At 71.0% G+C, this 24,599-nt stretch carries 22 protein-coding genes, 1 pseudogene and 1 CRISPR repeat array; of the genes and pseudogenes, 15 read left to right on the top strand and 8 right to left on the bottom strand.

Annotated features, from left to right (window positions below; genetic code table 11):
• Genes deoC through IE107_RS15250 form a run of 3 tightly spaced genes read left to right on the top strand, consistent with a single transcriptional unit; the run spans position 1 to position 3,297 of the window.
• Positions 1-963, top strand: a complete 963-nt coding sequence (deoC, locus tag IE107_RS15260; protein WP_189544343.1) for a deoxyribose-phosphate aldolase — start codon at positions 1-3, stop codon at positions 961-963.
• Positions 964-968: 5 nt separating this feature from the next.
• Positions 969-2,408 (top strand): aldehyde dehydrogenase family protein, encoded by a 1,440-nt coding sequence (locus IE107_RS15255; protein WP_189544284.1) that lies wholly within the window; start codon positions 969-971, stop codon positions 2,406-2,408.
• Positions 2,398-3,297 carry an aldehyde dehydrogenase family protein gene (locus IE107_RS15250; protein ID WP_189544283.1) on the top strand — a complete coding sequence of 300 codons (900 nt, stop codon included), beginning with the start codon at positions 2,398-2,400 and terminating at the stop codon, positions 3,295-3,297. The genes IE107_RS15255 and IE107_RS15250 overlap by 11 nt, the downstream gene beginning before the upstream one ends.
• A gap of 65 nt (positions 3,298-3,362) precedes the next feature.
• Here the strand turns inward: IE107_RS15250 and IE107_RS15245 are convergent, their stop codons facing one another.
• On the bottom strand, positions 3,363-3,764 hold the full coding sequence (locus IE107_RS15245) for a hypothetical protein (protein ID WP_189544282.1): 402 nt from the start codon (positions 3,762-3,764) through the stop codon (positions 3,363-3,365).
• Positions 3,765-3,827: 63 nt separating this feature from the next.
• Between IE107_RS15245 and IE107_RS15240 the strand changes: the two genes are divergently transcribed.
• Entirely contained in the window at positions 3,828-4,535 is a 708-nt protein-coding gene (locus tag IE107_RS15240) for a nucleoside/nucleotide kinase family protein (protein WP_189544281.1), read from the top strand.
• Between the two features lie 133 nt (positions 4,536-4,668).
• On the opposite strand, the gene IE107_RS15235 is transcribed toward IE107_RS15240, so the two are convergent.
• Positions 4,669-5,430 (bottom strand): SigE family RNA polymerase sigma factor, encoded by a 762-nt coding sequence (locus tag IE107_RS15235; RefSeq protein ID WP_189544280.1) that lies wholly within the window; start codon positions 5,428-5,430, stop codon positions 4,669-4,671.
• Between the two features lie 192 nt (positions 5,431-5,622).
• Here IE107_RS15235 and afsQ1 point away from each other — a divergent pair, with 192 nt between their 5' ends.
• From afsQ1 to IE107_RS15210, 5 genes are all read left to right on the top strand, one after another.
• On the top strand, positions 5,623-6,300 hold the full coding sequence (gene afsQ1 / locus IE107_RS15230; protein ID WP_176729344.1) for a two-component system response regulator AfsQ1: 678 nt from the start codon (positions 5,623-5,625) through the stop codon (positions 6,298-6,300).
• Positions 6,297-7,835 (top strand): ATP-binding protein, encoded by a 1,539-nt coding sequence (locus IE107_RS15225; protein ID WP_189544279.1) that lies wholly within the window; start codon positions 6,297-6,299, stop codon positions 7,833-7,835. The genes afsQ1 and IE107_RS15225 overlap by 4 nt, the downstream gene beginning before the upstream one ends.
• Positions 7,832-8,452 (top strand): GerMN domain-containing protein, encoded by a 621-nt coding sequence (locus tag IE107_RS15220; RefSeq protein ID WP_189544278.1) that lies wholly within the window; start codon positions 7,832-7,834, stop codon positions 8,450-8,452. The genes IE107_RS15225 and IE107_RS15220 overlap by 4 nt, the downstream gene beginning before the upstream one ends.
• A 113-nt stretch (positions 8,453-8,565) precedes the next feature.
• Positions 8,566-9,114: a VanZ family protein gene (locus IE107_RS15215; RefSeq protein ID WP_189544277.1), complete on the top strand. Its 549-nt coding sequence runs from the start codon at positions 8,566-8,568 to the stop codon at positions 9,112-9,114.
• Between the two features lie 94 nt (positions 9,115-9,208).
• A complete protein-coding gene (locus IE107_RS15210; protein WP_189544276.1) occupies positions 9,209-9,412 on the top strand; it encodes a PspC domain-containing protein in 204 nt (67 codons plus the stop codon).
• A 72-nt stretch (positions 9,413-9,484) separates the two neighbouring features.
• Here IE107_RS15210 and IE107_RS15205 read toward each other — a convergent pair whose 3' ends face one another.
• Both IE107_RS15205 and IE107_RS15200 read right to left on the bottom strand, forming a co-directional pair.
• Positions 9,485-9,817 carry a hypothetical protein gene (locus IE107_RS15205; protein ID WP_189544275.1) on the bottom strand — a complete coding sequence of 111 codons (333 nt, stop codon included), beginning with the start codon at positions 9,815-9,817 and terminating at the stop codon, positions 9,485-9,487.
• A gap of 136 nt (positions 9,818-9,953) precedes the next feature.
• On the bottom strand, positions 9,954-11,108 hold the full coding sequence (locus IE107_RS15200; RefSeq protein ID WP_189544274.1) for an adenosine deaminase: 1,155 nt from the start codon (positions 11,106-11,108) through the stop codon (positions 9,954-9,956).
• 187 nt (positions 11,109-11,295) lie between these two features.
• On the opposite strand from IE107_RS15200, the gene IE107_RS15195 reads away from it, so the two are divergent.
• Entirely contained in the window at positions 11,296-11,973 is a 678-nt protein-coding gene (locus IE107_RS15195; protein ID WP_189544342.1) for an alpha/beta hydrolase family protein, read from the top strand.
• Positions 11,974-12,276: 303 nt separating this feature from the next.
• A CRISPR array of direct repeats spans positions 12,277-13,708; the repeat unit is 29 nt; unit sequence GTGGTCCCCGCGCACGCGGGGTTGGTCCC.
• An 82-nt stretch (positions 13,709-13,790) separates the two neighbouring features.
• Here the strand turns inward: IE107_RS15195 and IE107_RS15190 are convergent.
• Positions 13,791-14,744 (bottom strand): LysR family transcriptional regulator, encoded by a 954-nt coding sequence (locus IE107_RS15190; protein WP_072486541.1) that lies wholly within the window; start codon positions 14,742-14,744, stop codon positions 13,791-13,793.
• A gap of 62 nt (positions 14,745-14,806) precedes the next feature.
• On the opposite strand from IE107_RS15190, the gene IE107_RS15185 reads away from it, so the two are divergent.
• The 4 genes from IE107_RS15185 to IE107_RS15170 all read left to right on the top strand — a co-directional run bounded on the left by IE107_RS15185 (position 14,807) and on the right by IE107_RS15170 (position 18,342).
• On the top strand, positions 14,807-16,129 hold the full coding sequence (locus IE107_RS15185; protein WP_189544273.1) for an MFS transporter: 1,323 nt from the start codon (positions 14,807-14,809) through the stop codon (positions 16,127-16,129).
• Positions 16,130-16,214: 85 nt separating this feature from the next.
• Positions 16,215-16,931, top strand: coding sequence for a L,D-transpeptidase family protein (locus IE107_RS15180; RefSeq protein ID WP_189544272.1), 717 nt, complete (start codon positions 16,215-16,217; stop codon positions 16,929-16,931).
• A gap of 105 nt (positions 16,932-17,036) precedes the next feature.
• Entirely contained in the window at positions 17,037-18,026 is a 990-nt protein-coding gene (locus IE107_RS15175; protein ID WP_189544271.1) for a sigma-70 family RNA polymerase sigma factor, read from the top strand.
• A gap of 109 nt (positions 18,027-18,135) precedes the next feature.
• Complete coding sequence (locus IE107_RS15170) at positions 18,136-18,342, top strand: hypothetical protein (RefSeq protein WP_189544270.1); 207 nt, start codon at positions 18,136-18,138, stop codon at positions 18,340-18,342.
• Positions 18,343-18,373: 31 nt separating this feature from the next.
• Here the strand turns inward: IE107_RS15170 and IE107_RS15165 are convergent, their stop codons facing one another.
• Positions 18,374-18,784 (bottom strand): STAS domain-containing protein, encoded by a 411-nt coding sequence (locus IE107_RS15165; RefSeq protein WP_189544269.1) that lies wholly within the window; start codon positions 18,782-18,784, stop codon positions 18,374-18,376.
• A 303-nt stretch (positions 18,785-19,087) separates the two neighbouring features.
• Between IE107_RS15165 and IE107_RS15160 the strand changes: the two genes are divergently transcribed.
• Positions 19,088-22,420, top strand: coding sequence for a S8 family peptidase (locus IE107_RS15160; protein ID WP_444545017.1), 3,333 nt, complete (start codon positions 19,088-19,090; stop codon positions 22,418-22,420).
• Between the two features lie 113 nt (positions 22,421-22,533).
• On the opposite strand, the pseudogene IE107_RS15155 reads toward IE107_RS15160, so the two are convergent.
• Together IE107_RS15155 and IE107_RS15150 are read right to left on the bottom strand one after the other, a co-directional pair.
• A pseudogene (locus IE107_RS15155) lies at positions 22,534-23,123 on the bottom strand (Uma2 family endonuclease).
• Positions 23,124-23,239: 116 nt separating this feature from the next.
• The gene (locus IE107_RS15150) at positions 23,240-24,517 is read right to left on the bottom strand and encodes a thymidine phosphorylase (RefSeq protein ID WP_189544267.1); all 1,278 of its coding nucleotides are present in this window, start codon (positions 24,515-24,517) and stop codon (positions 23,240-23,242) included.
• Positions 24,518-24,599 lie beyond the last annotated feature (82 nt).

Here is a 24,599-nt window from a genome sequence, read left to right as displayed (position 1 = left end):
ATGCCCACCACAGCTCCCGCATTCTCCGACGCGACCGCGTCCGACAGTGCGCTGCGCCGCTTCCTGCACGGGCTGCCCGGCGTCGACGCCGTCGGCCTCGAAGCGCGTGCCGCGTCCCTCGGCACCCGTTCGATCAAGACGACCGCCAAGGCCTACGCCATCGACCTGGCCATCTCGATGATCGACCTGACGACGCTGGAAGGCGCGGACACCCCGGGCAAGGTCCGGGCCCTCGCCGCCAAAGCCGTCAATCCCGACCCGACCGACCGCACGACCCCGCGCACCGCGGCGGTCTGCGTCTACCCCGACATGGCGGCGACCGCCGTCGCCGCGCTGGCCGGTTCCGGTGTGAAGGTGGCGTCGGTGGCGACGGCCTTCCCCGCCGGCCGCGCCGCGCTCGACGTGAAGCTCGCGGACGTCCGCGACGCCGTGGCCGCCGGGGTCGACGAGATCGACATGGTGATCGACCGGGGAGCCTTCCTCTCCGGCCGCTATCTGAAGGTGTACGAGGAGATCCTCGCCGTGAAGGCGGAGTGCGCGCGGGCCGACGGCACCGACGCCCGCCTGAAGGTGATCTTCGAGACGGGCGAGCTCTCCACGTACGACAACATCCGCCGCGCCTCCTGGCTCGGCATGATGGCCGGTGCCGACTTCATCAAGACCTCGACCGGCAAGGTCGGGACGAACGCCACGCCCGCGAACACCCTGCTGATGCTGGAGGCCGTGCGCGACTTCCGCGCGCAGACCGGTGTGCAGATCGGTGTGAAGCCGGCCGGAGGCATCCGTACGTCCAAGGACGCGGTCAAGTTCCTGGTGCTGGTGAACGAGACCGCGGGCGAGGACTGGCTGGACAACCACTGGTTCCGCTTCGGCGCCTCCAGCCTGCTGAACGATCTGCTGATGCAGCGCCAGAAGCTCAGCACCGGCCGTTACTCCGGCCCCGATTACGTGACGGTGGACTGATCCCCATGGCATCTGCATTCGAGTACGCCCCCGCCCCCGAGTCGCGCTCGGTCGTCGACATCGCCCCCTCGTACGGGCTGTTCATCGACGGCGAGTTCAGCGAGGCGGCCGACGGCAAGGTCTTCAAGACCGTCTCGCCCAGCAGCGAGGAAGTGCTCTCCGAGGTCGCGCAGGCCGGTGCGGCCGACGTCGACCGGGCCGTGAAGGCGGCCCGCAAGGCCTTCGAGAAGTGGTCGGCGCTGCCCGGCTCCGAGCGCGCCAAGTACCTCTTCCGGATCGCCCGGATCATCCAGGAGCGCAGCCGCGAGCTCGCCGTCCTGGAAACCCTCGACAACGGCAAGCCGATCAGGGAGACCCGCGACGCGGACCTCCCGCTGGTCGCGGCGCACTTCTTCTACTACGCGGGCTGGGCCGACAAGCTGGACCACGCGGGCTTCGGCGCGAACCCGCGCCCGCTCGGCGTCGCGGGCCAGGTCATCCCGTGGAACTTCCCGCTGCTCATGCTCGCGTGGAAGATCGCCCCGGCGCTCGCCACCGGCAACACGGTGGTCCTCAAGCCCGCCGAGACGACCCCGCTCTCCGCGCTGTTCTTCGCGGACATCTGCCGCCAGGCGGGCCTGCCCAAGGGTGTCGTGAACATCCTCACCGGGTACGGCGACGCGGGCGCCGCCCTCGTCGCGCACGAGGACGTGAACAAGGTCGCCTTCACCGGCTCGACCGCGGTCGGCAAGGCCATCGCGCGCCAGGTCGCCGGCACGGACAAGAAGGTCACCCTCGAACTGGGCGGCAAGGGCGCCAACATCGTCTTCGACGACGCCCCGATCGACCAGGCCGTCGAGGGCATCGTCACCGGCATCTTCTTCAACCAGGGCCAGGTCTGCTGCGCGGGCTCGCGCCTGCTCGTGCAGGAGTCGGTCCAGGACGAGCTGCTGGACGCGCTGAAGCGCCGGCTGTCCACGCTGCGGCTCGGCGACCCGCTGGACAAGAACACCGACATCGGTGCGATCAACTCCGCGGAGCAGCTCGCCCGGATCACCGCGCTCGCCGAGACGGGCGAGGCGGAGGGCGCCGAACGCTGGACCGCCCCCTGCGAACTCCCCTCCGCCGGTTACTGGTTCGCGCCGACACTGTTCACCGGTGTCACCCAGGCGCACACCATCGCCCGCGACGAGATCTTCGGCCCGGTGCTGTCGGTGCTGTCGTTCCGCACGCCCGACGAGGCGGTCGCCAAGGCCAACAACAGCCAGTACGGCCTCTCGGCCGGCATCTGGACGGAGAAGGGCTCCCGCATCCTCGCGGTGGCGAACAAGCTCCGGGCGGGCGTCGTCTGGGCCAACACGTTCAACAAGTTCGACCCGACCTCGCCCTTCGGCGGCTACAAGGAGTCGGGCTTCGGCCGCGAAGGCGGCCGTCACGGCCTGGAGGCGTACCTCGATGTCCGATAACCGTCTGAGCGTCTTCAAGACCTACAAGCTGTACGTGGGGGGCAAGTTCCCCCGCTCCGAGAGCGGCCGGGTGTACGAGGTGACGGACTCGAAGGGCAAGTGGCTGGCGAACGCCCCCCAGTCCTCCCGCAAGGACGCGCGCGACGCGGTCGTGGCCGCCCGCAAGGCGTTCGGCGGCTGGTCGGGGGCGACCGCGTACAACCGCGGCCAGATCCTCTACCGCATCGCGGAGATGCTGGAGGGCCGCAAGGACCAGTTCGTACGGGAAGTGGCGGAGGCGGAGGGCCTGTCGAAGTCCAAGGCGGCGGCCGTCGTCGACGCGGCGATCGACCGCTGGGTCTGGTACGCCGGGTGGACCGACAAGATCGGCCAGGTCGTGGGCGGGGCGAACCCGGTCGCGGGCCCGTTCTTCAACCTGTCCACCCCCGAGCCGACCGGTGTGGTCACGGTCCTCGCCCCCCAGAAGTCCTCGTTCCTGGGCCTGGTCTCGGTCGTCGCCCCGGTGATCGCGACCGGCAACACGGCCGTCGTCGTCGCTTCGGCGGACTCCCCGCTGCCCGCACTCTCGCTGGGCGAGGTGCTGGCCACCTCCGACCTGCCGGGCGGAGTGGTGAACATCCTGTCCGGGCGGACGGCGGAGATCGCGGCGCCGCTCGCCTCCCACCAGGACGTCAACGCCATCGACCTCACCGGCGCCGACGCCGCACTGGCGAAGGAGCTGGAGACCGCGGCGGCGGACAACCTGAAGCGGGTCCTCCGCCCACAGCCTGTGGACGGCGCCGCGGACTGGACGGCCGACCCGGGCACCCACCGACTGACGGCCTTCCTGGAGACGAAGACGGTCTGGCACCCGACGGGCGCCCTGGGCGTCTCGGGCTCCTCGTACTGACCTGCCCCCGCACGGCAACGGCCTGTTCGTCCGGCACCCCGGAGGAACAGGCCGTTCCCAGCCGCTCAGCCGCCGTGCAGCGCCGACGGCAGGTCCTTCAGCGCACCACCACTGGTCAGCGGGTCGGTGACGGCGGCCGTGGACAGCGGCTTGAAGTCGGCGACCTGCGTCCCCACCGCGTTGTCCAGCGGGTCCGTGCCGGTGCCGGCCAGCGGGTCGAGCTGCAGATGCGTCACCGGGGCGATGCCGTTGCCGAGCGAGTGGCCGAGCGTCCCGGTCACCGCGCCCCCGGCGGCATCCCCGGCCTCGCCGAAGCCGGTGCCGGCACCCACGACCGGCACGTGGGGCAGCGGCGCCGCCTGGGCCGCCGCACCCCCCGCACCGAGCGCGGCACCCACCGCGGTGACGGTCAGACCTGCCCTCAGCAGAGCACGGCGCCGGGACCTGGAAAGAGCATGACGTGCCATCGGGTTCCCACCTGATCGAGACAATCCGGTAATCAATCGAGTGCGTAGAGTAGTTGAGGTGTGATGCTCGATACCAACACAGGCACCGGGGGATCCCCTGTGCGGGGCAATGCTTCACACTCGTGTTCTGTGAATTCCCAACCGATCCCGACCCGCGTGGTGTTGCTCGCGGGCCCTTCCGGCTCCGGCAAGTCCTCCCTCGCCGCCCGCACCGACCTGCCGGTGCTGCGCCTGGACGACTTCTACAAGGAGGGCGACGACCCCACGCTGCCGCTCGTTCCCGGCAGTACGGACATCGACTGGGACTCCGCGCAGTCCTGGGACGCCGACGCCGCGGTCGCCGCGATCGTGGAGCTGTGCCGCACGGGCCGCACCCACGTCCCGGTCTACGACATCGCCACCAGCTCCAGGGTCGACCGGGAGGCTCTGCACATCGAGCGCACGCCGCTGTTCGTGGCCGAGGGGATCTTCGCGGCGGACATAGTCGAACGGTGCCAGAAGCTGGGCGTGCTGGCGGACGCACTGTGCCTGCGCGGCCGTCCGACGACGACGTTCCGCCGCCGTCTGCTGCGGGACCTGCGCGAGGGACGCAAGTCGGTGCCGTTCCTGCTGCGGCGCGGGTGGCGGCTGATGCGGGCGGAGCGGCGGATCGTGGCGCGGCAGACGGCGCTGGGCGCGCATCCGTGCGGCAAGGAAGAGGCCCTGGGCCGGCTGGCCGCGGCGGCGGCCGGCCGCTGCCGACGGGCGCCCGCCGCACGCGGGACGGCATAGAGGCCTCCCCCGTACGTACGCGAACGGGGTCGGACAGGCCCCCCGGCCCGTCCGACCTCGCAGCACTTCCCCCCGTGCTCCGCCGCCTCCCCCGAAGCAGCGGCCCCGTGTTTCCCCCGTGTCCCCCCTCGCCTCAGGCCACCAGCTCGCCGAAGGACTCCTCCTCGTCACGGCCGAAGCTGAGGACCTCGTCCTCGCGCAGCCGGCGGAGCGACCGCCAGATGCTGGACTTCACCGTGCCGACACTGATGTCGAGGATGGCCGCGATCTCCGGATCGGTGCGGCCCTCGTAGTAACGAAGGACCAGCATCGTGCGCTGGAGTTCCGGCAGCCGCGCCAGCGCCTGCCAGAGCACGGCGCGCAGTTCCGTGCCGCGCATCGCGTCCGTGTCGCCCGCCGTCTCCGGCAGCTCCTCGGTCGGGTACTCGTTGAGCTTGCGCCTGCGCCAGGCGCTGATGTGCAGGTTCGTCATGGTGCGGCGCAGATAGCCGCCGACCGCCGCCTTGTCGCTGATCCGGTCCCATGCCCGGTACGTCGAGAAGAGGGCGCTCTGCAGCAGGTCCTCGGCCTCGAACCGGTCTCCGGTCAGGTGGTAGGCGGTTGCGTACAGGGAGGCGCGGCGCTCCCGGACGTAGGCCGTGAACGCCGCTTCGGCGTCCTCGCCCTGCGCCGGGGACTTCCGCTCCCCCATGCCCTCCCCGTACGCCTTGCCCCCGTTGTTCCCCCCGTTGTCCCCCACAGGCGCGTCGACCACCGTCATGTACGACGGGTGCTGACGCCCGGCGCCACGAACGCACCCCCGCCCACTCCCGGCGCCGGACTTCTCGATACCCCGGCCGACATCGTGGAGACGCGTGACAACTGCGCTTGCGGTGATGCTGTGAGTTGCGTTCATCTCGCGCCCCCCATCGGTGGAGTCCGTCCGTTCCTTGTGCCAAAGAGCTTGCCGGGGCAGTTTCATGGCGCTGTCCGCCGACTGTCACAGGCCTGTCACAGGGCCTGCCGACCGTGCGGCTGGGGCGCGCGGGATGTATGAGTCGACCCCAACTGTCGAACTGGGGCGCCACCATGGGTCAGAATGACCAGCGTGCCTTTCCTGTTGCTGATCGAGGACGACGACGCCATCCGCACGGCGCTCGAACTCTCGCTGTCACGCCAGGGCCACCGTGTGGCCACCGCGGCGACGGGAGAGGACGGCCTGAAACTGTTGCGTGAGCAGCGGCCGGACCTGATCGTGCTGGATGTGATGCTGCCCGGGATCGACGGCTTCGAGGTGTGTCGGCGCATCCGGCGCACCGACCAGCTGCCGATCATTCTGCTGACCGCGCGCAGCGACGACATCGACGTCGTGGTCGGGCTGGAGTCCGGTGCCGACGACTACGTGGTGAAACCCGTGCAGGGCCGGGTGCTCGACGCCCGGATCCGCGCGGTGCTGCGCCGCGGTGAGCGCGAGTCCACCGACTCCGCGTCCTTCGGGAACGTGGTGATCGACCGCTCCGCGATGACCGTGACCAAGAACGGGGAGGATCTGCAGCTCACGCCGACCGAGCTGCGCCTCCTGCTGGAGCTGAGCCGCCGGCCGGGCCAGGCCCTGTCCCGGCAGCAGTTGCTGCGGCTGGTCTGGGAGCACGACTACCTCGGTGACTCCCGGCTGGTGGACGCGTGTGTGCAGCGGCTGCGGGCCAAGGTGGAGGACGTGCCGTCCTCACCGACGCTGATCCGTACCGTCCGGGGTGTGGGCTACCGGCTGGACTCGCCTCAGTGAGCAATGTCGTCAAACGGAGCCTGCTCACCGGGCTTCGCTGGACCAGTCTGCGGCTGCGGCTCGTCGTGGTGTTCGCATTGGTGGCGCTGACCGCCGCGGTGTCCGCGTCGGGGATCGCGTACTGGCTGAACCGCGAGGCCGTACTGACCCGTACCCAGGACTCCGCGCTCGGGGACTTCCGCCAGGAGATGCAGGGCCGGGCGGCCTCGCTGCCGCTCCACCCCACCAGGGACGATCTGCAGAACGCGGCCGTGCAGATGGCGAGCAGTTCGCCCGGCTACAGCGTGCTGCTGGTCGACGAGCGCGACACCGGCAAGCCGATCGTCGGCAACTCCGACCTGGACACCTTCACGCTCGACAACGTACCGGTCTCGCTCCAGAAGGCGGTCGACAAGAAGCAGCCGCTGGAGGCGGGCAACAAGTACGAGTACCACCTGTTCTGGCAGCGGACCAGCATCCGCGGCACGCCGTACCTGGTGGGCGGTACGAAGATCATCGGCGGTGGCCCGACCGGCTACATGCTGAAGTCGCTCGACCAGGAGCGGCAGGACCTCAACTCCCTCGCCTGGTCGCTGGGGATCGCCACCGGGCTCGCGCTGATCGGATCGGCGCTGCTCGCGCAGGCCGCGGCGACGACCGTGCTGCGGCCCGTGCAGCGGCTCGGGGACGCCGCCCGCAAGCTCGGCGAGGGCAAGCTCGACACCCGGCTCGTGGTCTCCGGCACGGACGAACTGGCCGATCTCTCCCGTACGTTCAACAGGACCGCGAGTTCGCTGGAGAAGCGGGTCGCGGACATGAGCGCGCGGGACGAGGCGAGCCGGCGGTTCGTCGCCGATATGTCGCACGAACTGCGCACCCCGCTCACCGCGCTGACCGCCGTCACCGAGGTGCTGGAGGACGAGGCGGACAGCCTCGACCCGATGATCGCGCCCGCGGTCCACCTGGTGGTGAGCGAGACCCGGCGTCTGAACGACCTGGTGGAGAACCTGATGGAGGTCACCCGCTTCGACGCGGGCACGGCCCGGCTCGTCCTCGACACCGTCGACGTCGCGGACCAGGTCACCGCCTGCATCGACGCCCGCGCCTGGCTGGACGCGGTGGATCTGGACGCCGAGCGCGGCATGATGGTCCGCCTCGACCCGCGCCGGCTCGATGTGATCCTGGCGAATCTGATCGGCAACGCGCTCAAGCACGGCGGTTCGCCGGTACGGGTCGCGGTACGGACCGAGGGCGACGAACTCGTCATCGAGGTCCGCGACCACGGACCCGGTATCCCCGAGGACGTGCTGCCGCATGTCTTCGACCGGTTCTACAAGGCCAGCGCCTCGCGCCCGCGCTCCGAGGGCAGCGGTCTCGGCCTGTCGATCGCCATGGAGAACGCGCACATCCACGGCGGTGACATCACGGCCGCGAATTCGCCGGACGGCGACGGCGCGGTGTTCGTACTGCGGCTGCCGCGCGATGCCGAGCCGCTCACCCGTTCCGCCGACGGGCAAGACGCCGGGGACCGGCACGAGGAGGGCGACGCGACGTGAGGGGCAGCGACAACCGCCGGGCGCGCCGTTCGGCCCTGGCACTGGCCGGGGCCGTGGCCGGCGCCGTGCTGGCCGCGGGCTGCGGGATCAGGTCCACCTCAGTGCCGGTGGACGCCGGGGCCGCACCGTCCCAGGTGCCGTGCACGATGTCCGCGGAGAACGTCACCACACAGGCGCTCAAGGGCATCCCCGTACAGATCTATCTGGTCTGCTCCTCGCAGCTGGTCACCGTGGACCGCACGGTGCAGGTCGACAAGAACGGCTCGGACCGGGTGCCGGTCGCCCAGGCGCTCCTGGACGAACTGCGGCGCAAGCCGCCGGCCGGTGAGCGGCAGGCCGGGTACTCCACGGCCGTCCCCGAGGACCTGCGGGTCGGCGCGGCCCGCGCCGGCGACCGGCAGGGCACGCTGCGGCTCAGCGAGCAGCCGGAGGACCTGCAGTCCGAGGCACTGGCGCAGATCGTGTGCACGTACGCGGAGAACGACACGCTCGCCCCGGAGGGCACGGTGGTGCTGGGCGGGCCCGGGAACTACGCGCCGCGCGGCTATCTGTGCACCTCGGAGATGAAGGCGAGGCCGAAGACGGTCCCGACGCCGGTGACGGGCACGGGCGCCTGACCGGCACGCCCCGGTCCGGCCGCCCGCCCGCCCCCGCGCGCCTGCCGGGCGCCCGGCAGGCCGGATTCCGGACCGGCGGAACCGATCCTGCCGTTCGCCGCGTCTTGGGGGGCGTGCGTCAAGGTTCGGACGGTCAAACCGTCATCCGTTTCCGCGCGGCCGGGGTATCCCTCCTCCTCGCGCACCTGTTGCTCGTCGGGTGGCTGACGCTGCGCCCCCTCGACGTGCCGTGGACGACCGCCTCGAATCTTCAGCCGCTCGCCGGCATCAGAGCCGATCTGTCCCTCGGCCCGGTCGAGGCCACCCGCCGGATCGGTGAGGGGCTGCTGCTGCTCGCCCCGCTGGGCGTACTGCTGCCGATGGCCGGCGGCCGGCTCACCGTCTCGCCGTGGGCCTCACTGGCCCGTACCGTCGCGGCGGGGGCACTGATCTCCACGACCATCGAACTGGCCCAGACCGGAGTGCCCGGACAGGTCGTCGATGTCGACTCGCTGCTGCTGAACACCACCGGGGTGGCGCTCGCCCATCTGCTCGTCGTCCCCATGTGCCGGGCGCGGCTGCGCCGCCGGAAGCAGGGGCGGGCCAGGGTGGTGTCCCACCCCAGGGACGAGGCCGGTCAGGGTGCGACCCCGACGATTCCCAGGGTCGGGATCGCCCCGTAGAGCGACGCTTTGCCACCGCTCGCCGGGCCACCATGGAGTCATCGGGAGCACGACGGAGCTGCTCCCTCAGCAACGGTTCGCGAAGGAGCCCACCATGGCCGCACTTGCCCGCCCCCGCGACGGACGCATGATCGGCGGAGTGTGCGCAGCGCTGGCAAGGCGCTTCGGCACCTCTGCGGGGACCATGCGCATCATCTTCCTGGTCTCCTGCCTGCTGCCGGGGCCGCAGTTCCTGCTGTACCTGGCACTGTGGCTGCTGTTCCCGTCCGAGAAGACGTCGTCGGCCACCGCCTGGTGACCTCGTACGGACAGATACGCCTGTGGGGCGGACACCCGGTCCGGGTGTCCGCCCCACAGGCGTGTACGGGGATCAGCCGCCGAGCGGAAGACCGCTGGTCGACAGGCCGCCGGTCTTCAGGCCGCTGGTCTTCAGGCCGCCCGCGGGCAGACCACCGAGCAGGCCCTTGACCGGGGTGGTGGCGTCGTCGGCGAGCTTCTGCTGGCCGGTGCCGAGGAGCTTGGTGGTCGTCTCCTGGGCCGGCAGGCTCTGGGTCGCGGTCCCCAGCGCCGTGCCCGCGACCGGCAGCGCGGTGCCCGCGGTGTCGGCCGGCAGCACGGCCGCGGAGGCGGTACCCGCGGCAGCGGCGGCGAAAGCGGCACCGAGAGCGGCGACGCCGAGAGTCCTGACAGCAGACTTCTTCATGTGGATTTCATCCTTGGGGAGAGGGGTGTGGGGGGCTCCGAAACGTAGCCACCCCACCTCCCTCCCCACAAACATTCCGACACGCGGAGAAGGGCCGGGAGTTCGACTTCCCGGCCCTTCTGCGCAGTGGCGTCGATCAGTCGGCGGAACCGGAAGAAACGCTGGTCGCGGTGGTCTGCTCGAAGAGCCACTCGGACTTCAACTCGGCGTATCCGGGCTTGATCACATCGTTGATCATCGCCAGACGTTCATCAAAAGGAATGAATGCCGACTTCATCGCATTGACGGTGAACCACTGCATGTCGTCGAGCGTGTATCCGAAGGTTTCGGTCAGCTTCTCGAATTCGTGACTCATGCTCGTACCGCTCATCAGCCGGTTGTCCGTGTTCACGGTGGCCCGGAAATGCAGCTTCCGCAGCAGCCCGATGGGGTGCTCGGCGTACGAGGCGGCGGCGCCGGTCTGGAGGTTGGAGGTCGGGCACAGCTCCAGCGGGATGCGCTTGTCCCGTACGTAGGAGGCGAGGCGGCCGAGCTTCACACCGCCGTCGTCGGCGACCTCGATGTCGTCGATGATGCGGACCCCGTGACCGAGCCGGTCCGCACCGCACCACTGGAGCGCCTGCCAGATCGACGGCAGACCGAAGGCCTCGCCCGCGTGGATGGTGAAGTGGTTGTTCTCGCGCTTGAGGTACTCGAAGGCGTCGAGGTGCCGGGTGGGCGGGAAGCCCGCCTCCGCCCCCGCGATGTCGAAGCCGGCCACGCCCTGGTCGCGGTAGCGGTTGGCCAGCTCGGCGATCTCCAGGGAGCGGGCGGCGTGCCGCATCGCGGTGAGGAGGGCGCCCACCCGGATGCGGTTCCCGTCCAGGCGGGCCCGCCGCTCGCCCTCGCGGAAGCCCTCGTTGACCGCCTCGACGACCTCTTCGAGGGTCAGCCCGGCCTCCAGGTGCTGCTCGGGGGCGTACCGCACCTCGGCGTACACGACCCCGTCCGCGGCCAGGTCCTCGGCGCACTCGGCGGCCACCCGGACCAGCGCCTCACGGGTCTGCATGACGGCGCAGGTGTGGGCGAACGTCTCCAGATAGCGCTCCAGCGATCCGGAGTCGGCCGCCTCGCGGAACCAGATGCCGAGCTTGTCGGGCTCGGTCTCGGGAAGTCCTTCGTATCCGCTCGCGAGGGCGAGGTCGACGATCGTTCCCGGGCGCAGGCCGCCGTCGAGATGGTCATGCAGAAGCACCTTGGGGGCACGCCGGATCTGATCCTGGCCGGGCACGTGAAGGGTCGGGCTCATCATCTGCACATTCTAGTTCCTACGCGCGTAGATTGTCGCTCGTCGATACGTAACAGTGACCGCGAATACGGGTGGAGTACACCCGCCCTTCTGACACTGTTCTGTCATGGCACAGAGCGCACTTCCCCTGCCTGCCGCAAGGCTGGGACGGGCCGTCAGGACGGCCGGAGCTCCAACCGCGGTCAGCGGTGTGGTCCTGCTGCTCCCGGACGGCGAGGCCGATTCGCACCGCCGCCCCTCCCCTCTCTCCTACGCGTTCCAGCTCCCCCTGGCCCGCGCCCTGGCCCGCGTCGGCCAGGAGGACGGACTCGCCGCGCACGTCGTGCGCTACCGCTGCCGGGGCTGGAACGCGAGCGACGCCCACCTCGCGGCGGACGCCGAGTGGGCGGTGGACGAGGTCGTACGACGCTACGGCGACGTCCCCGTCTGCCTGGCCGGCCACGGCATGGGCGGCCGCGCCGCACTACGGGCGGGCGGCCACGCGGCGGTCACCGCCGTACTGGCGATGGCCCCTTGGCTGCCGGACGGCGGGGAGGAGGAGCCGGAGCCGGTGAAGCACCTGCTGGGGCGCCGGGTACTGCTCGTCCACGGCACCAACGATGCCCGCACCGACCCAGAGCTCTCCTTCCGCCTGGCCGAACGGGCCAAGAAGACCAACCGCGACACCTGCCGCTTCGAGGTCCACTCGGACGGCCACAGCCTCCGCCAGCACCGGGCCGAGGTGACGGCCCTGGCCGCGGACTTCGTACGCGGCTCCCTGTTCGGCCACGCATACGCCCGCCCGGTCGCCGACGCACTGGCGGCGCCGCCGCCGCTGGGGCTGCGGATGCCGCTGGCGGCGGGGTTCGGGAAGTCGCTGCGGGGGTGAGGCGGCGGGGTGACGGGCGGCAGCCGGGGCCGTCGTCACCGGCGCCGGTACCGCAGCGAGGCTCCGAGGGCCGGGGCGCGGCCCGTGATCGGTCCGGGCTCCTGATGGCCGATCAGGCACTTGCGCTGCAGGCGGGGTTAGGCCGGAGAAGGAAGTGGAGAGTTGAAGACAATCGGAGATAATCGCTTCACCCAGGCATCAACCTGCTACTCCAACACGATGACCACTATGACCGTTACGCCGGATTCGATGAAAGTGAACGAAAACCCCACCCTGCCGCGATAAACCCCCAGGTCACGAACTGTGGTCCCCGCGCACGCGGGGTTGGTCCCGACGCCGGGCGCCCAGCCGACACCGCGACGACGTGGTCCCCGCGCACGCGGGGTTGGTCCCAAAGCCAGTCGGTCGTGATGCATAGGTGTGAGGTGGTCCCCGCGCACGCGGGGTTGGTCCCCGGGGTCGTCGAGCCCGTGATCCCGATTCAGAGTGGTCCCCGCGCACGCGGGGTTGGTCCCTCATCAGCCTCAAGCCCCTGGAAGGGATCAAGGTGGTCCCCGCGCACGCGGGGTTGGTCCCGACGGCGCCCGCCGGACCAACCGGGAGGGCCGGTGGTCCCCGCGCACGCGGGGTTGGTCCCAGGTTCGGGGCCGCGGCGAGGACCGGGGCGGTGTGGTCCCCGCGCACGCGGGGTTGGTCCCTGGGTGCCGCTCATCATCAAGACCCCGTCACAGTGGTCCCCTCGCACGCGGGGTTGGTCCCTGCTTGGACTCTTCGGGGGTAGGCATCCGAATGTGGTCCCCGCGCACGCGGGGTTGGTCCCGTCTCGTGCTCCCGCTGAAGATGGCCGTACAGGTGGTCCCCGCGCACGCGGGGTTGGTCCCTGGGCATCCCACACACGGGCCTGCTCGGCCACGTGGTCCCCGCGCACGCGGGGTTGGTCCCCTGCGCAGCCGCAGGCGTCAACGAGAGCACGGGTGGTCCCCGCGCACGCGGGGTTGGTCCCGGATGACACCCGAGGACCGCACCGCTTGGGTAGTGGTCCCCGCGCACGCGGGGTTGGTCCCTTGATCGCGAGCTCGTCGAAGTCGGACTCGAAGTGGTCCCCGCGCACGCGGGGTTGGTCCCGCGTGGCGGTACTACATACGCGGAGTCGCGTTGTGGTCCCCGCGCACGCGGGGTTGGTCCCGGTGTCGGTGACCTCGTCCACCATGTCGGTAGGTGGTCCCCGCGCACGCGGGGTTGGTCCCTCGCGGTCGCCTCGAAGCTGGGCCAGCAGGACGTGGTCCCCGCGCACGCGGGGTTGGTCCCGAGCCCAAGGTGGAAAGTCAGGGCAAGTTCTTGTGGTCCCCGCGCACGCGGGGTTGGTCCCTCCACGCGTAAGCGAAACCGCAGGTCAGAGCGGTGGTCCCCGCGCACGCGGGGTTGGTCCCCGGCCCGGTGTGCACTCCGACGACCTTCCCCAGTGGTCCCCGCGCACGCGGGGTTGGTCCCGTCCAGGCCGGGCACTGTCCAGGACGTGGTGTGTGGTCCCCGCGCACGCGGGGTTGGTCCCTCCGGGGTGGCAGCCGCCCACCGGTAGACCTGGTGGTCCCCGCGCACGCGGGGTTGGTCCCCGGCCCGGTGTGCACTCCGACGACCTTCCCCAGTGGTCCCCGCGCACGCGGGGTTGGTCCCGGGTCGTTGATGCTGATCGGACCGTGCTCGTCGTGGTCCCCGCGCACGCGGGGTTGGTCCCTGCGGCGAGGTCGCCGTGAACGCGGCGACAGAGTGGGCCCGGCCTCGGCGCCGGAAGGTGGCCCGCGTCCGTGGGGAAGCCGTCAGTCCGGCAGCAGGTGGCCTCGCCTCGACAGCAGGAAGCGTTTGAAGGCGGCCACCGGCGGGGTGTCGGGGTGGCCGTCCAGCCAGGCGACGCCGATCTCCCGGGCTGCCCTGGGGGCCGTGACGGTGAGTTCGACGACTCCGGGGCGGGGTACGGCGGGTGGGGGCAGCAGGGCGACGCCCAGGCCGGCCGCGACCAGGCCGCGCAGGGTTTCCGCCTCTTCGCCCTCGAAGGCCACTCGGGGGGTGAAGCCCGCCTCGGCGCACAGGTCGTCGGTGATGCGCCGCAGGCCGTAGCCCGGTTCCAGGGTGACGAACTTTTCGTCGGCGGCCTCCGCGAGGCGGATGCGGCGGCGGGTGGCGAGGCGGTGGTCCTCGGGGACGACCAGGCGCAGGCGCTGTTCGTCCAGGCGGCGGGCGACGAGGTCGGGGGCGTCCGGGACGGGAGAGGTGAGGCAGAGGTCGAGGCCGCCCGCCCTCAGGCGTTCGATCATCGCCTCGCCGTAGTTCTGCACGAGCTGGAAGCGGACCCGGGGGTGGTCGGCGCGGAAGGCCCGGAGGAGAGCGGGGACGGTTTCCGAGCCCATGGTGTGCAGGAAGCCGAAGGCCACCTTGCCGGTGGCCGGGTCGGCGTCGGCGCGTACCGAATCGGCGGCCTTCTCCACCTCGGCGAGCGCCCGCTCGGCGGAGCCGAGGAAGGTGCGGCCCGCCGGGGTGAGCGAGACGGTACGGCCCTTGCGGGCGAACAGGGCGACTCCCAGGTCCTGTTCGAGCCTGACCATCGCCCGCGACAGCGTCGACTGCGGGACGCCGAGCTCCTGTGCGGCGCGTGTGACGTGCTCGTGGCGGGCCACCGCCTCGAAGTGGGCCAGTCGCGGTGCCAGCACGGCGCGAATGTCTTCTTCGTAACTACTGGGTGACAGCCGTGGCTGTGAGCTGCGTTCATGCACCATGGGATTGATTATCGCCACTTCGTGCATTGGACGCATGAAACCGGAGAGCCTACTTTCGAAGCATGCCTCCTGCCAGTACCGGGGCGTCCACGCTCACCGTGGCCGCCTCGCCCCAGCCGTCCCCCGTTGCCGCGCCCGTCGCCCCCACCGGCCCCGCCGCGCCGGACCGTCTCGAACCCGGCCGCCCCGGCTACCGCCGGATGAGCTTCGCGCTCTTCGCCGCAGGTGTTGCAACGTTCGCACTTCTCTACTCCACGCAGGCCCTGCTGCCCGCCGTCTCCGCCTCCTTCGGCGCCACGGCCGGGCAGGCCAGCTGGACGGTCTCCGCCGCGACGGGCGCACTGGCGCTGTGCGTGCTGCCGATGAGCGCGCTCTCCGAGCGGTTCGGACGGCGGCAGATGATGACCGCCTCGCTGGCGGTCGCCGTGCTGGTCGGGCTGCTCGTCCCCTTCGCCCCCTCGCTGGGCTGGCTGATCGCGCTGCGCGCCGTCCAGGGCGCGGCACTGGCCGGGCTGCCCGCCTCCGCGATGGCGTACCTGGCCGAGGAGGTACGGCCGAAGGCACTGGTCGCCGCGATCGGACTGTTCGTGGCCGGCAACAGCATCGGCGGCATGAGCGGCCGTATCCTCACCGGCTGGATCGCCCAGCTGTGGGGCTGGCGCGCGGCGCTCGGCGCGGTCGGGGTGCTGGCCGTGGCCTGCGCGGCCGTCTTCCACTTCATGATCCCCCGGGCACGGAACTTCACCCCCGGGACGCTGAACCCGAAGGCCCTCGCGAAGACCGTCGGCGGACACCTCGCCGATCCGCTGCTGCGCCGGCTGTACGCGATCGGCGCACTGTTCATGACGGTGTTCGGCGCGGTCTACACGGTGATCGGCTACCGCCTGGTGGAGGCGCCGTTCAACCTCCCGCAGGGTGTCGTCGGCTCGATCTTCCTGGTCTACCTCGTCGGTACGGTCTCCTCCGCCGCGGCCGGAAAGCTGGTCGCCAGGCTCGGCCGCCGGGGCGCGCTGTACCTCGCCGTCTCCACCACGGCCGCCGGTCTGCTGCTCTCCCTCGCCGACCAGCTGGCCGCCGTGCTCCTCGGCCTGGTCCTGATCACGGCGGGCTTCTTCGCCGGGCACGCGGTCGCCTCCTCGTCCGTGAGCCGTACCGCGACGAAGGGCCGCGCCCAGGCGTCGGCGCTCTACCAGTCCGCGTACTACCTGGGCTCCAGCGCGGGCGGCACGCTCGGCGCAGTCGCCTTCCACGCCGGCGGCTGGGCCGGGACCGTCTCGCTGGGACTGCTCGCGGTCCTCGGCGTCGTCTCGATCACGCTGTACGGGACCCGGGCCGCCCGCGCCGAGCGGCGCCGGCTGGTTCCGGCGGTGTCCGTACAGAACTGAGACATACGACGCACAACCATCGACTCCCCGACGCGCGTCTAGCAGGCGGAACCATCTCACGGCGCGCGAAGGGGAGTTGGCGTACATGGGAGTTGCGGGGAACATCCGGGGAGTACGGCTGCGGCGTGGGCTCGCGCTGTCGGTCGCGGGCCTGACCGCGGTGCCGGCCCTGGTGCTGGCCACCGGCGGGCAGGCGCAGGCGGCGTCCTGCACGGCGTCCACCGGGCCGTACCAGAAGCAGGTCGAGAAGTATCTGAAGCGGCCGGTCGACGGCAGGCAGTCGGCCGCCGACTGCAAGGCGATCAGGTCGTTCCAGAGCACGTACGGGGTCACCCCCGCCATCGGGTACGCGGGTCCGGTCACCTGGCGGACGATGAAGACGCTCACGGCCCAGAAGGCCGCCGGCAAGAACCCGAACAAGGACAAGAAGTGCCCCACCGACAAGGGGCGCATCGCGTGCGTTGACCTGACCCGGCAGCTGAGCTGGATCCAGGACGGCAGCAAGCTGAAGTTCGGCCCCGTGCCGGTGCGGACCGGGCGGAACGGGTACGAGACCCGCACCGGGTCGAAGAAGATCTACTGGCGGCACATCAACCACGTCTCGTCGATCTACCACGTGTCGATGCCGTACTCCCAGTTCTTCGACGGGGGTCAGGCGTTCCACGCGGTCGGCGTGAAGATGTGGAACCCGCCGGGCTCGCACGGCTGCGTCAACATGCGTACCGCCGACGCCAAGTCGTACTGGAAACTGCTGAGGAACGGCGACGACGTCCACGTGTACGGGCGCAAGCCCGGAACGTGACCGCGATCCGGGCGCTTTCGGTACTTCACGTCCCCATTGTCAGTGGCCTGCGGTAGCTTCCGGAGTGCCGGGTGAGCGGTGTCACAGCGCAACAGGGGTGGAGCGATGAGTGATCTGACAGCGACGGCGGACGTCGACAGCCGTCTGGAGGGACACCGGGTCGAGCTGACCGGTTACTGCTACCGGATGCTCGGCTCGGCCTTCGAGGCGGAGGACGCGGTGCAGGACACGCTGGTGCGTGCCTGGCGCAACTTCGACAAGTTCGAGGGTCGTTCCTCGCTGCGCTCGTGGCTGTACCGCATCGCCACCAATGTCTGCCTGGACATGCTGAACGCCGGGAACAAGCGGGCCCGTCCGGTCGATCTGACGGGCCCGACACCGCTCGCCCAGGCGGCGCTCAACCCGCTGCCGGAGAACACCTGGCTGGAGCCGATGCCGGACGGCCGCATCCTGCCGACGGTGGCCGACCCGGCGGAGGCCGCGGTGGCACGGGAGTCGGTGCGCCTGGCGTTCGTCGCCGCGCTCCAGCACCTGCCGCCCAAGCAGCGTGCCGTGCTGATCCTGCGCGAGGTCCTGGCCTGGAAGGCGAGCGAGGTCGCCGAGCTGCTCGATACCTCGGTCGCCTCGGTCAACAGCGCCCTCCAGCGGGCGCGGGCCACCCTCGCCGAACGCGAGGGCAAGCCCGTCGACGCCGCGAATCCGCTCGACGAGGAGCAGCGCAAGCTCCTGGAGCGGTACGTGGCCGCCTTCGAGGGCTACGACATGGCGGCGCTGACGGCGCTGCTCCACGAGGACGCCGTGATGACCATGCCGCCGTTCGACCTCTGGCTCCAGGGGCACGAGGACATCACCGGCTTCATGCTCTCCATCGGCGCGGCCTGTGCGGGCTCCCGTCTGGTGGCGACGTCGGCGAACGGCACCCCGGCGTTCGCGCACTACAAGCCGAATCCGGACGGGCCCGGGTTCGTGCCGTGGGCGGTGCAGGTCATCGACATCTCGGACGGGGCCATCACCGGGATGCACTGCTTCCTGGACACCCCGCGCTGGTTCCCGCTCTTCGGACTGCCGGACCACCTCGACGAAGCGGCGGTGTGAGACCGGGCATGAAGCGCGGCATCCGGAACGGGCTGGTGGCCGGCTGGGTGGTGCCGGCGGCCGGTGGCTGGGGGCCGGGCCCAGTGGATGGGCGAGCCGTCCGCCACCGGTGGCCCCGAGCCCGGTACGGCCCTCCGGGCCGGGCGGTGAGCCGGGGCCCCAGCCCGAGCACGACTGCGACGACCTCACCGGCGCCGCGTCACCCCGCCCCGGCGCCAGCGCCGAACTGCTCCTCAAGGCGTCGGCAGGCCCGGTCGACGGCGGCACCGTCCGGCTCCGGCAGGTGGTCTGCGACGTGGCCAGGTCCGCGGACTGAGCGGGGCGGGGCCGCGGGGCGGGCCGTGCGCTCAGCCCCCGCCCTCCCCTGCCCCACCCCCGGTCTCCGTCCCGGTCCCTGTCCCTGTTCCTGTCCCGCACTCCACATCCACCACATCTGCCAGCCCGACCAGGTCCAGCAGACCCCGCAGCTCGGGCGGCACATTGCGCAGCCGCAGCTTCCTGCCGCCCGCCCGGCGCGCCACGAGCCCCAGCCGCGCTATCGCCTCGACCAGGGCCAGATCCACCTGCGCCACCCCGCCCACGTCGCAGTCCACCCCTGTGTCCGGGGCGCGGACGGAGCCGTCGGGGTCGTACAACAGCGCCTCCAGTTCGGCGCAGAGTCCCGGCACGGCGGCTCTGGTGACACGGCCGGTGACGACGAGAAGGTTCGGGGTCATGGGTTCCACATCAGGGAGACCGTTCCGGCGGCCGAAACTCATCGCTGTCCGGATCCGCTCTTTCCCCGGAGATCGCGTCCCGGGGCACCCCGCACGCGCCTCCCACGGTCGCGTACGGTCTCGGCCCGCCCCGCAGGACCTCCGACCGCCTCGGGTGCCTCCGAGACCTCCTCTGTCCGGTGAACTTCCGTCAACTCCGGTTATTCGTGCGGTTCCTGTGAACCCGTCCGCTCAATTCCCCCTCTAGGTACGTGAACCGGCCGGTGCGGCGTCCCCGCCGCACCGACTGACCAGCGGCCCCTTCTCGGGCCGCCCGATTCTCCAGGGGGAGAGTTGCGCAAACACGTGAGAAACGCGTGTGTTTCGACCGTCGCCGCGGCAGCCGCCGTGGCGCTCGCGGCCGGGATGACCACCCCGGCCGTCGCCCAGCCCGACGCCGCCCGGCAGACCGGCACCCAGTCCCAGAGCCAGCACCGGCTGACGCTGATCACCGGCGACGTCGTCACGGTGGACGCCAAGGGCCGGGTCATAGGATTCCGGGCCGCCGAGGGACGCGAGCACATACCCGTGCAGCGGCAGATACACAACGGGCACACCCTGCTCGTCCCCGCCGACGCGCACCGCCTGATCAGCTCAGGAAAGCTGGACCGCCGGCTGTTCGACGTCACCGAGCTGAACCGCGCGGAGAACCGCCGGGCCCAGAAGTCGGGCCTGAAGCTGATCGTCTCCTACCGGGGCGCGAAGGCCGCCGACGCGAAGGCCGAGGTCCGCGAGGCCGGCTCCACCCGGGTCGACCGGACCCTGAAGACGCTGAACGCCGAGTCGGTGATCACCCCTCGGCGTGACGCCCAGGACATCTGGCAGGCGCTCACCAGCGAGGCCTCGCAACGCGCCCAGCGCACCTTCGCCGCCGGGATCGACCGGGTCTGGCTGAACGGCATACGCCGGGCGAGCCTCGACAAGAGCGTTCCGCAGATCGGCACCCCGGCCGCCTGGAAGGCCGGCTACACCGGCAAGGGCGTCAAGATCGCCGTCCTGGACACCGGTGTGGACGCCACCCACCCCGACCTCAAGGGCCAGATCCTCGACACGAAGAACTTCACCGCCTCGCCCGACGCGAAGGACCGGGTCGGCCACGGCACCCATGTCTCGTCGATCGCGGCCGGTACCGGCGCCAAGTCGGGCGGCAAGTTCAAGGGTGTGGCCCCGGACGCCAAGCTGCTGGAAGGCAAGGTGCTCGACGACGACGGCTTCGGCGACGACGCCGGCATCCTGGCCGGCATGGAGTGGGCGGTCGCGCAGGACGCCGACATCATCAACCTGAGCCTCGGCGGCGGCGACACCCCCGAGGTGGACCCGCTGGAAGCGGCGGTCAACAAGCTGTCCGCCGACAAGGGTGTCCTGTTCGCCATCGCGGCGGGCAACGAGGGCGACGGGGCCGGTACGGTCGGCTCCCCGGGCAGCGCGGACGCCGCGCTGACGGTCGGCGCGGTCGACGACAAGGACCAGCTGGCCGACTTCTCCAGCCGTGGCCCGCGCATCGGCGACAGCGCGATCAAGCCCGATGTCACCGCCCCCGGCGTGGACATCACGGCGGCGGCCGCTCCCGGCTCCGCCATCGACCAGGAGGTCGGCCAGAACCCGCCGGGCTACCTGACGATCTCCGGTACGTCGATGGCGACCCCGCATGTCGCGGGCGCCGCCGCGCTCCTCAAGCAGCAGCACCCCGAGTGGAAGTACGCCGAGCTCAAGGGCGCGCTGACCGCCTCGACGAAGCCGGGCGCGTACACGCCGTTCGAGCAGGGCACGGGCCGGATCGCGGTCGACCGGGCGATCGCCCAGACCGTCGTGGCCGAGCCGGTCTCGGTGAGCTTCGGGCTGCAGCAGTGGCCGCACACCGACGACACCCCGGTCACCAAGAAGGTGACGTACCGCAACCTCGGCAGCAGCGACGTCACCCTCGACCTCGCCATCACCGCGACCGGCCCGAAGGGCAAGCCCGCCCCGGCCGGCTTCTTCGCTCTCGGCGCCGACAAGGTGACCGTCCCGGCGGGCGGCACCGCGGACGTGCCGCTGACCGTGAACACCAAGCTGGGCGGTACGGAGGACGGCACGTACTCCGCGTACGTCGTCGGGACGGGTGGCGGCCAGAGCGTCCGCACCGCGGCCGCGGTCGAGCGCGAGATCGAGTCGTACGACCTCACCGTCAAGACCATCGGCCGGGACGGCAAGCCGGCCGAGTTCGTCGATTCCAACCTCTTCGGGCTCACGGGCTCGGCGGTCGGCCAGTGGCTCGCGCCGACGAGCACCGCCGGCACGGCGAAGGTCCGCGTCCCCGCGGGCGGTTACACGCTGAACACCGGCGTCACCGTCGACCCCGAGGACTACACCAAGGGCACGGACTGGCTGTCACAGCCGAAGCTGGACATCAACAAGGACGTCAGCCTGACGTTCGACGCGCGCAAGGCGAAGCCGGTGAACATCACCGTGCCCGCCACCGGCGCCAAGCCCTTGCTGGCGACGACCGAGCTCCAGTACGCGTCCGAGGACAACGCCTACGGGTACGGCTGGCTCCTCGACACGTACAAGAACTTCCGCACGGCGCACTTCGGCCCCAAGGTCACCGACGGCTCGCTCAGCCAGAACTGGATCGGCAGCTGGGCCAAGGGGACCTCGACCCGGTACGACATCGTGGCCGGCGGTCCGGTGACCGGGGCGGCCACCGGCTTCGAGCGGAAGTACACCACCGGCCAGCTGGCCAAGGTCGGCCTCTCCCTCGGCTCGGCCGCCAAGGGCAAGACCGGTGAGATCGCCGTGTCGGGCACGCTGCCCGGCATGGACGGCGGCTGGGCCGCCTGGTCGCTGCACAAGGTCCCCGGCACCGCCACCGCCTACGTCTCGACCGACGACAAGGCGAAGTGGGCCTTCGACTTCATGCAGGACGGTGCTCCGGACGCCGACGGCATCCCGGCCACCGACGCGATGTACACCCTCGGCGACCCGCAGACCCTCAAGGCGGGCAAGACCTACGCGAAGAAGGTCAACACCGCGGTGTTCGGCCCGGCGCTCGGCTCCGGCGCGGGGATCCTCCGCGACGGCAACTCCATCGTCCCGAAGCTGCCGATCTCGGCCGACGGCAGTGGCAACGTCGGCTTCACGGCTTACAGCTCGGTCAAGACCGTGCTGTACCGCAACGGCGCGAAGCTCGCCCAGAACACGGACCCGCTGGAGGGCGTGCCCTTCACCGTGCCTGCGGCCGCCGCCGACTACCGGCTGACGAGCTCCGTCCGGCTCGACCCGAAGGCCACGGCCCTCTCCACCCGGATCGACGCGAGCTGGACCTTCCGCTCCAAGAAGACCGCCGCCGAGACCCTGCTGCCGGTCTCCACGGTCCGCTTCACGCCCAATGTGACGCTGGACGGCAAGGTGACCTCGGGCCGGACCGCTTCGGTGCCCGTGAAGGTGCAGGGCGCGGCCGCCGGGAAGAACCTCAAGTCTCTGACGGTGTACGTCAGTTACGACGCCGGCAAGACCTGGAAGAAGTCCACGGTCAAGGCGGGCAAGATCTCCGTGAAGAACCCGGCCAAGGGGAAGTCCATCTCCTACCGGGCGGACGTCACGGACAAGCAGGGCAACAAGTCGTCGGTGTCGATCTACAACGCGTACTTCGGCAAGTGAGCGCATAGCCACCCGACCGCATGACGGCGGCCCGCCGGGACGGATCCTTCCGCCCCGGCGGGCCGCTCGCGTTTCCGGGTCGCACCGGGAGGACGGGCGCGTTGCGGCGTCGCTCAGCTGACCGGGAAGATCCCGGTGTCCAGGTCAGCCCGAACGGCTCGGGCAGCGTCAGCTTCTCCCCGTGCTCGACCGTGTCCAGCACCCGGTAGGTGCCGCCGTCGGGTTCCCCGTAGAGCGTGGCGGTGGGGCGGCCCGAGTGCCACGGGTCGAGCAGCAGGAACAGCCCGACACCGGCCTTCGCGTAGCCGTGCACCTTGCCGATGCGGTCGTGGTCGGCGTTGGCCTGCGAGGTGATCTCGACGACGAGCCGCGCCTCTTCGGCCGGGACGCGGTTGCCCGGCCCGGCCACCGCGGCACACGGCATGACGACGAGATCGGGGATGTAGATCCCGCCCCGTCCGGGCATGGCGACGCCGAGAGTCTGGTAAATCCCCCAGTTCTCGGGGATGACGCCGTAGAGCCTGCGTTGCAGCAGTTCCGCAGTGAGGTTGTGGTCCTTGGACGGCGGTGGCTCCACGGTGACGATCCCCTCGATGAGCTGCACCTTGCAGCCCTCGGGCGCGTCCGTCTCCTCGCAGATCCGGACGAGGTCGTCCCAGTCCTGGCCGTGGCCCGGGGCGGGATCGACGGTGAGTGCGCCCATGGCGGTCTCCTCATGTCGGTGCGTCATCCTTTGTCGCTGCGTCACCGAGTCCAGCACGCCGAACGGGACCGGTGGCGGTCCACCGATCCCGTTCACCCGAATGGGAAAGCCGCAGGTCAGGCGATACGTTCCCGCACCACCGGGGTGGCGGTGAACGCCGTACCGGCCGGGGCGATGTCGTACGCGTCGGGCAGCGCCTTCAGGGCGTAGTCGAACTTCTCGGGGGTGTCGGTGTGCAGCGTCAGCAGCGGCTGCCCGGCCGTCACCTCGTCGCCCGGCTTGGCGTGCAGCTCGACGCCCGCGCCGGCCTGGACCGGGTCCTCCTTGCGGGCGCGGCCCGCGCCGAGGCGCCAGGCGGCGACGCCGATGTCGTAGGCGTCCAGGCGGGTCAGTACGCCGGTGGACGGGGCCGTGACCACGTGCTGCTCACGGGCGACCGGGAGCGTGGCGTCGGGGTCACCGCCCTGGGCGGAGATCATCCGGCGCCAGACGTCCATCGCGGAGCCGTCGGCGAGGGCCTTCTCCGGGTCGGCGTCCTTGAGCCCGGCCGCGTCCAGCATTTCGCGGGCCAGGGCGAGGGTGAGGTCGACGACGTCCTTCGGGCCGCCGCCGGCCAGTACCTCGACCGATTCGCGCACCTCCAGGGCGTTGCCCGCGGTCAGGCCGAGGGGGGTGGCCATGTCGGTGAGCAGGGCGACGGTGCGCACTCCGCTGTCGGTGCCCAGCGCGACCATGGTGGAGGCCAGTTCGCGGGCGTCCTCGATGGTCTTCATGAAGGCGCCGGAGCCGACCTTGACGTCCAGGACGAGCGCGCCGGTGCCCTCGGCGATCTTCTTGGACATGATGGAGCTGGCGATGAGCGGGATGGCCTCGACGGTGCCGGTGACATCGCGGAGCGCGTACAGCTTCTTGTCGGCGGGGGCGAGCCCGTCACCGGCGGCGCAGATCACCGCTCCGGTGGTGTCCAGGACGTTCAGCATCTCCTCATTGGAGAGGTGGGCGCGCCAGCCGGGGATGGACTCCAGCTTGTCGAGGGTGCCGCCGGTGTGGCCGAGGCCCCGGCCGCTGAGCTGCGGCACGGCCGCGCCGCAGGCGGCGACCAGGGGGGCGAGCGGCAGGGTGATCTTGTCGCCGACGCCGCCGGTGGAGTGCTTGTCGGTGGTGGGCCGGGAGAGCGACGCGAAGTCCATCCGCTCACCGGAGGCGATCATCGCGGCGGTCCAGCGGGCGATCTCGGTGCGGTTCATGCCGTTCAGCAGGATCGCCATGGCCAGCGCGGACATCTGCTCGTCGGCGACCTCACCGCGGGTGTACGCGTCGATCACCCAGTCGATCTGCTCGGGGGTCAGCTCGCCTCGGTCCCGCTTGGTGCGGATGACGGAGATGGCGTCCATGTCCTGGGAGTCCTTCCGGCCGGTACGTACAGGAGTGCGTGCGGTACGCAAGAGTCCCGAATGACTCTACGCGCATAGAGGG

The organism is Streptomyces gelaticus, assembly GCF_014649535.1.
Taxonomy (GTDB): domain Bacteria; phylum Actinomycetota; class Actinomycetes; order Streptomycetales; family Streptomycetaceae; genus Streptomyces; species Streptomyces gelaticus.
The sequence above is the reverse complement of the archived record's forward strand: the minus strand, read 5'-3'. Positions and strand labels throughout refer to the sequence as shown.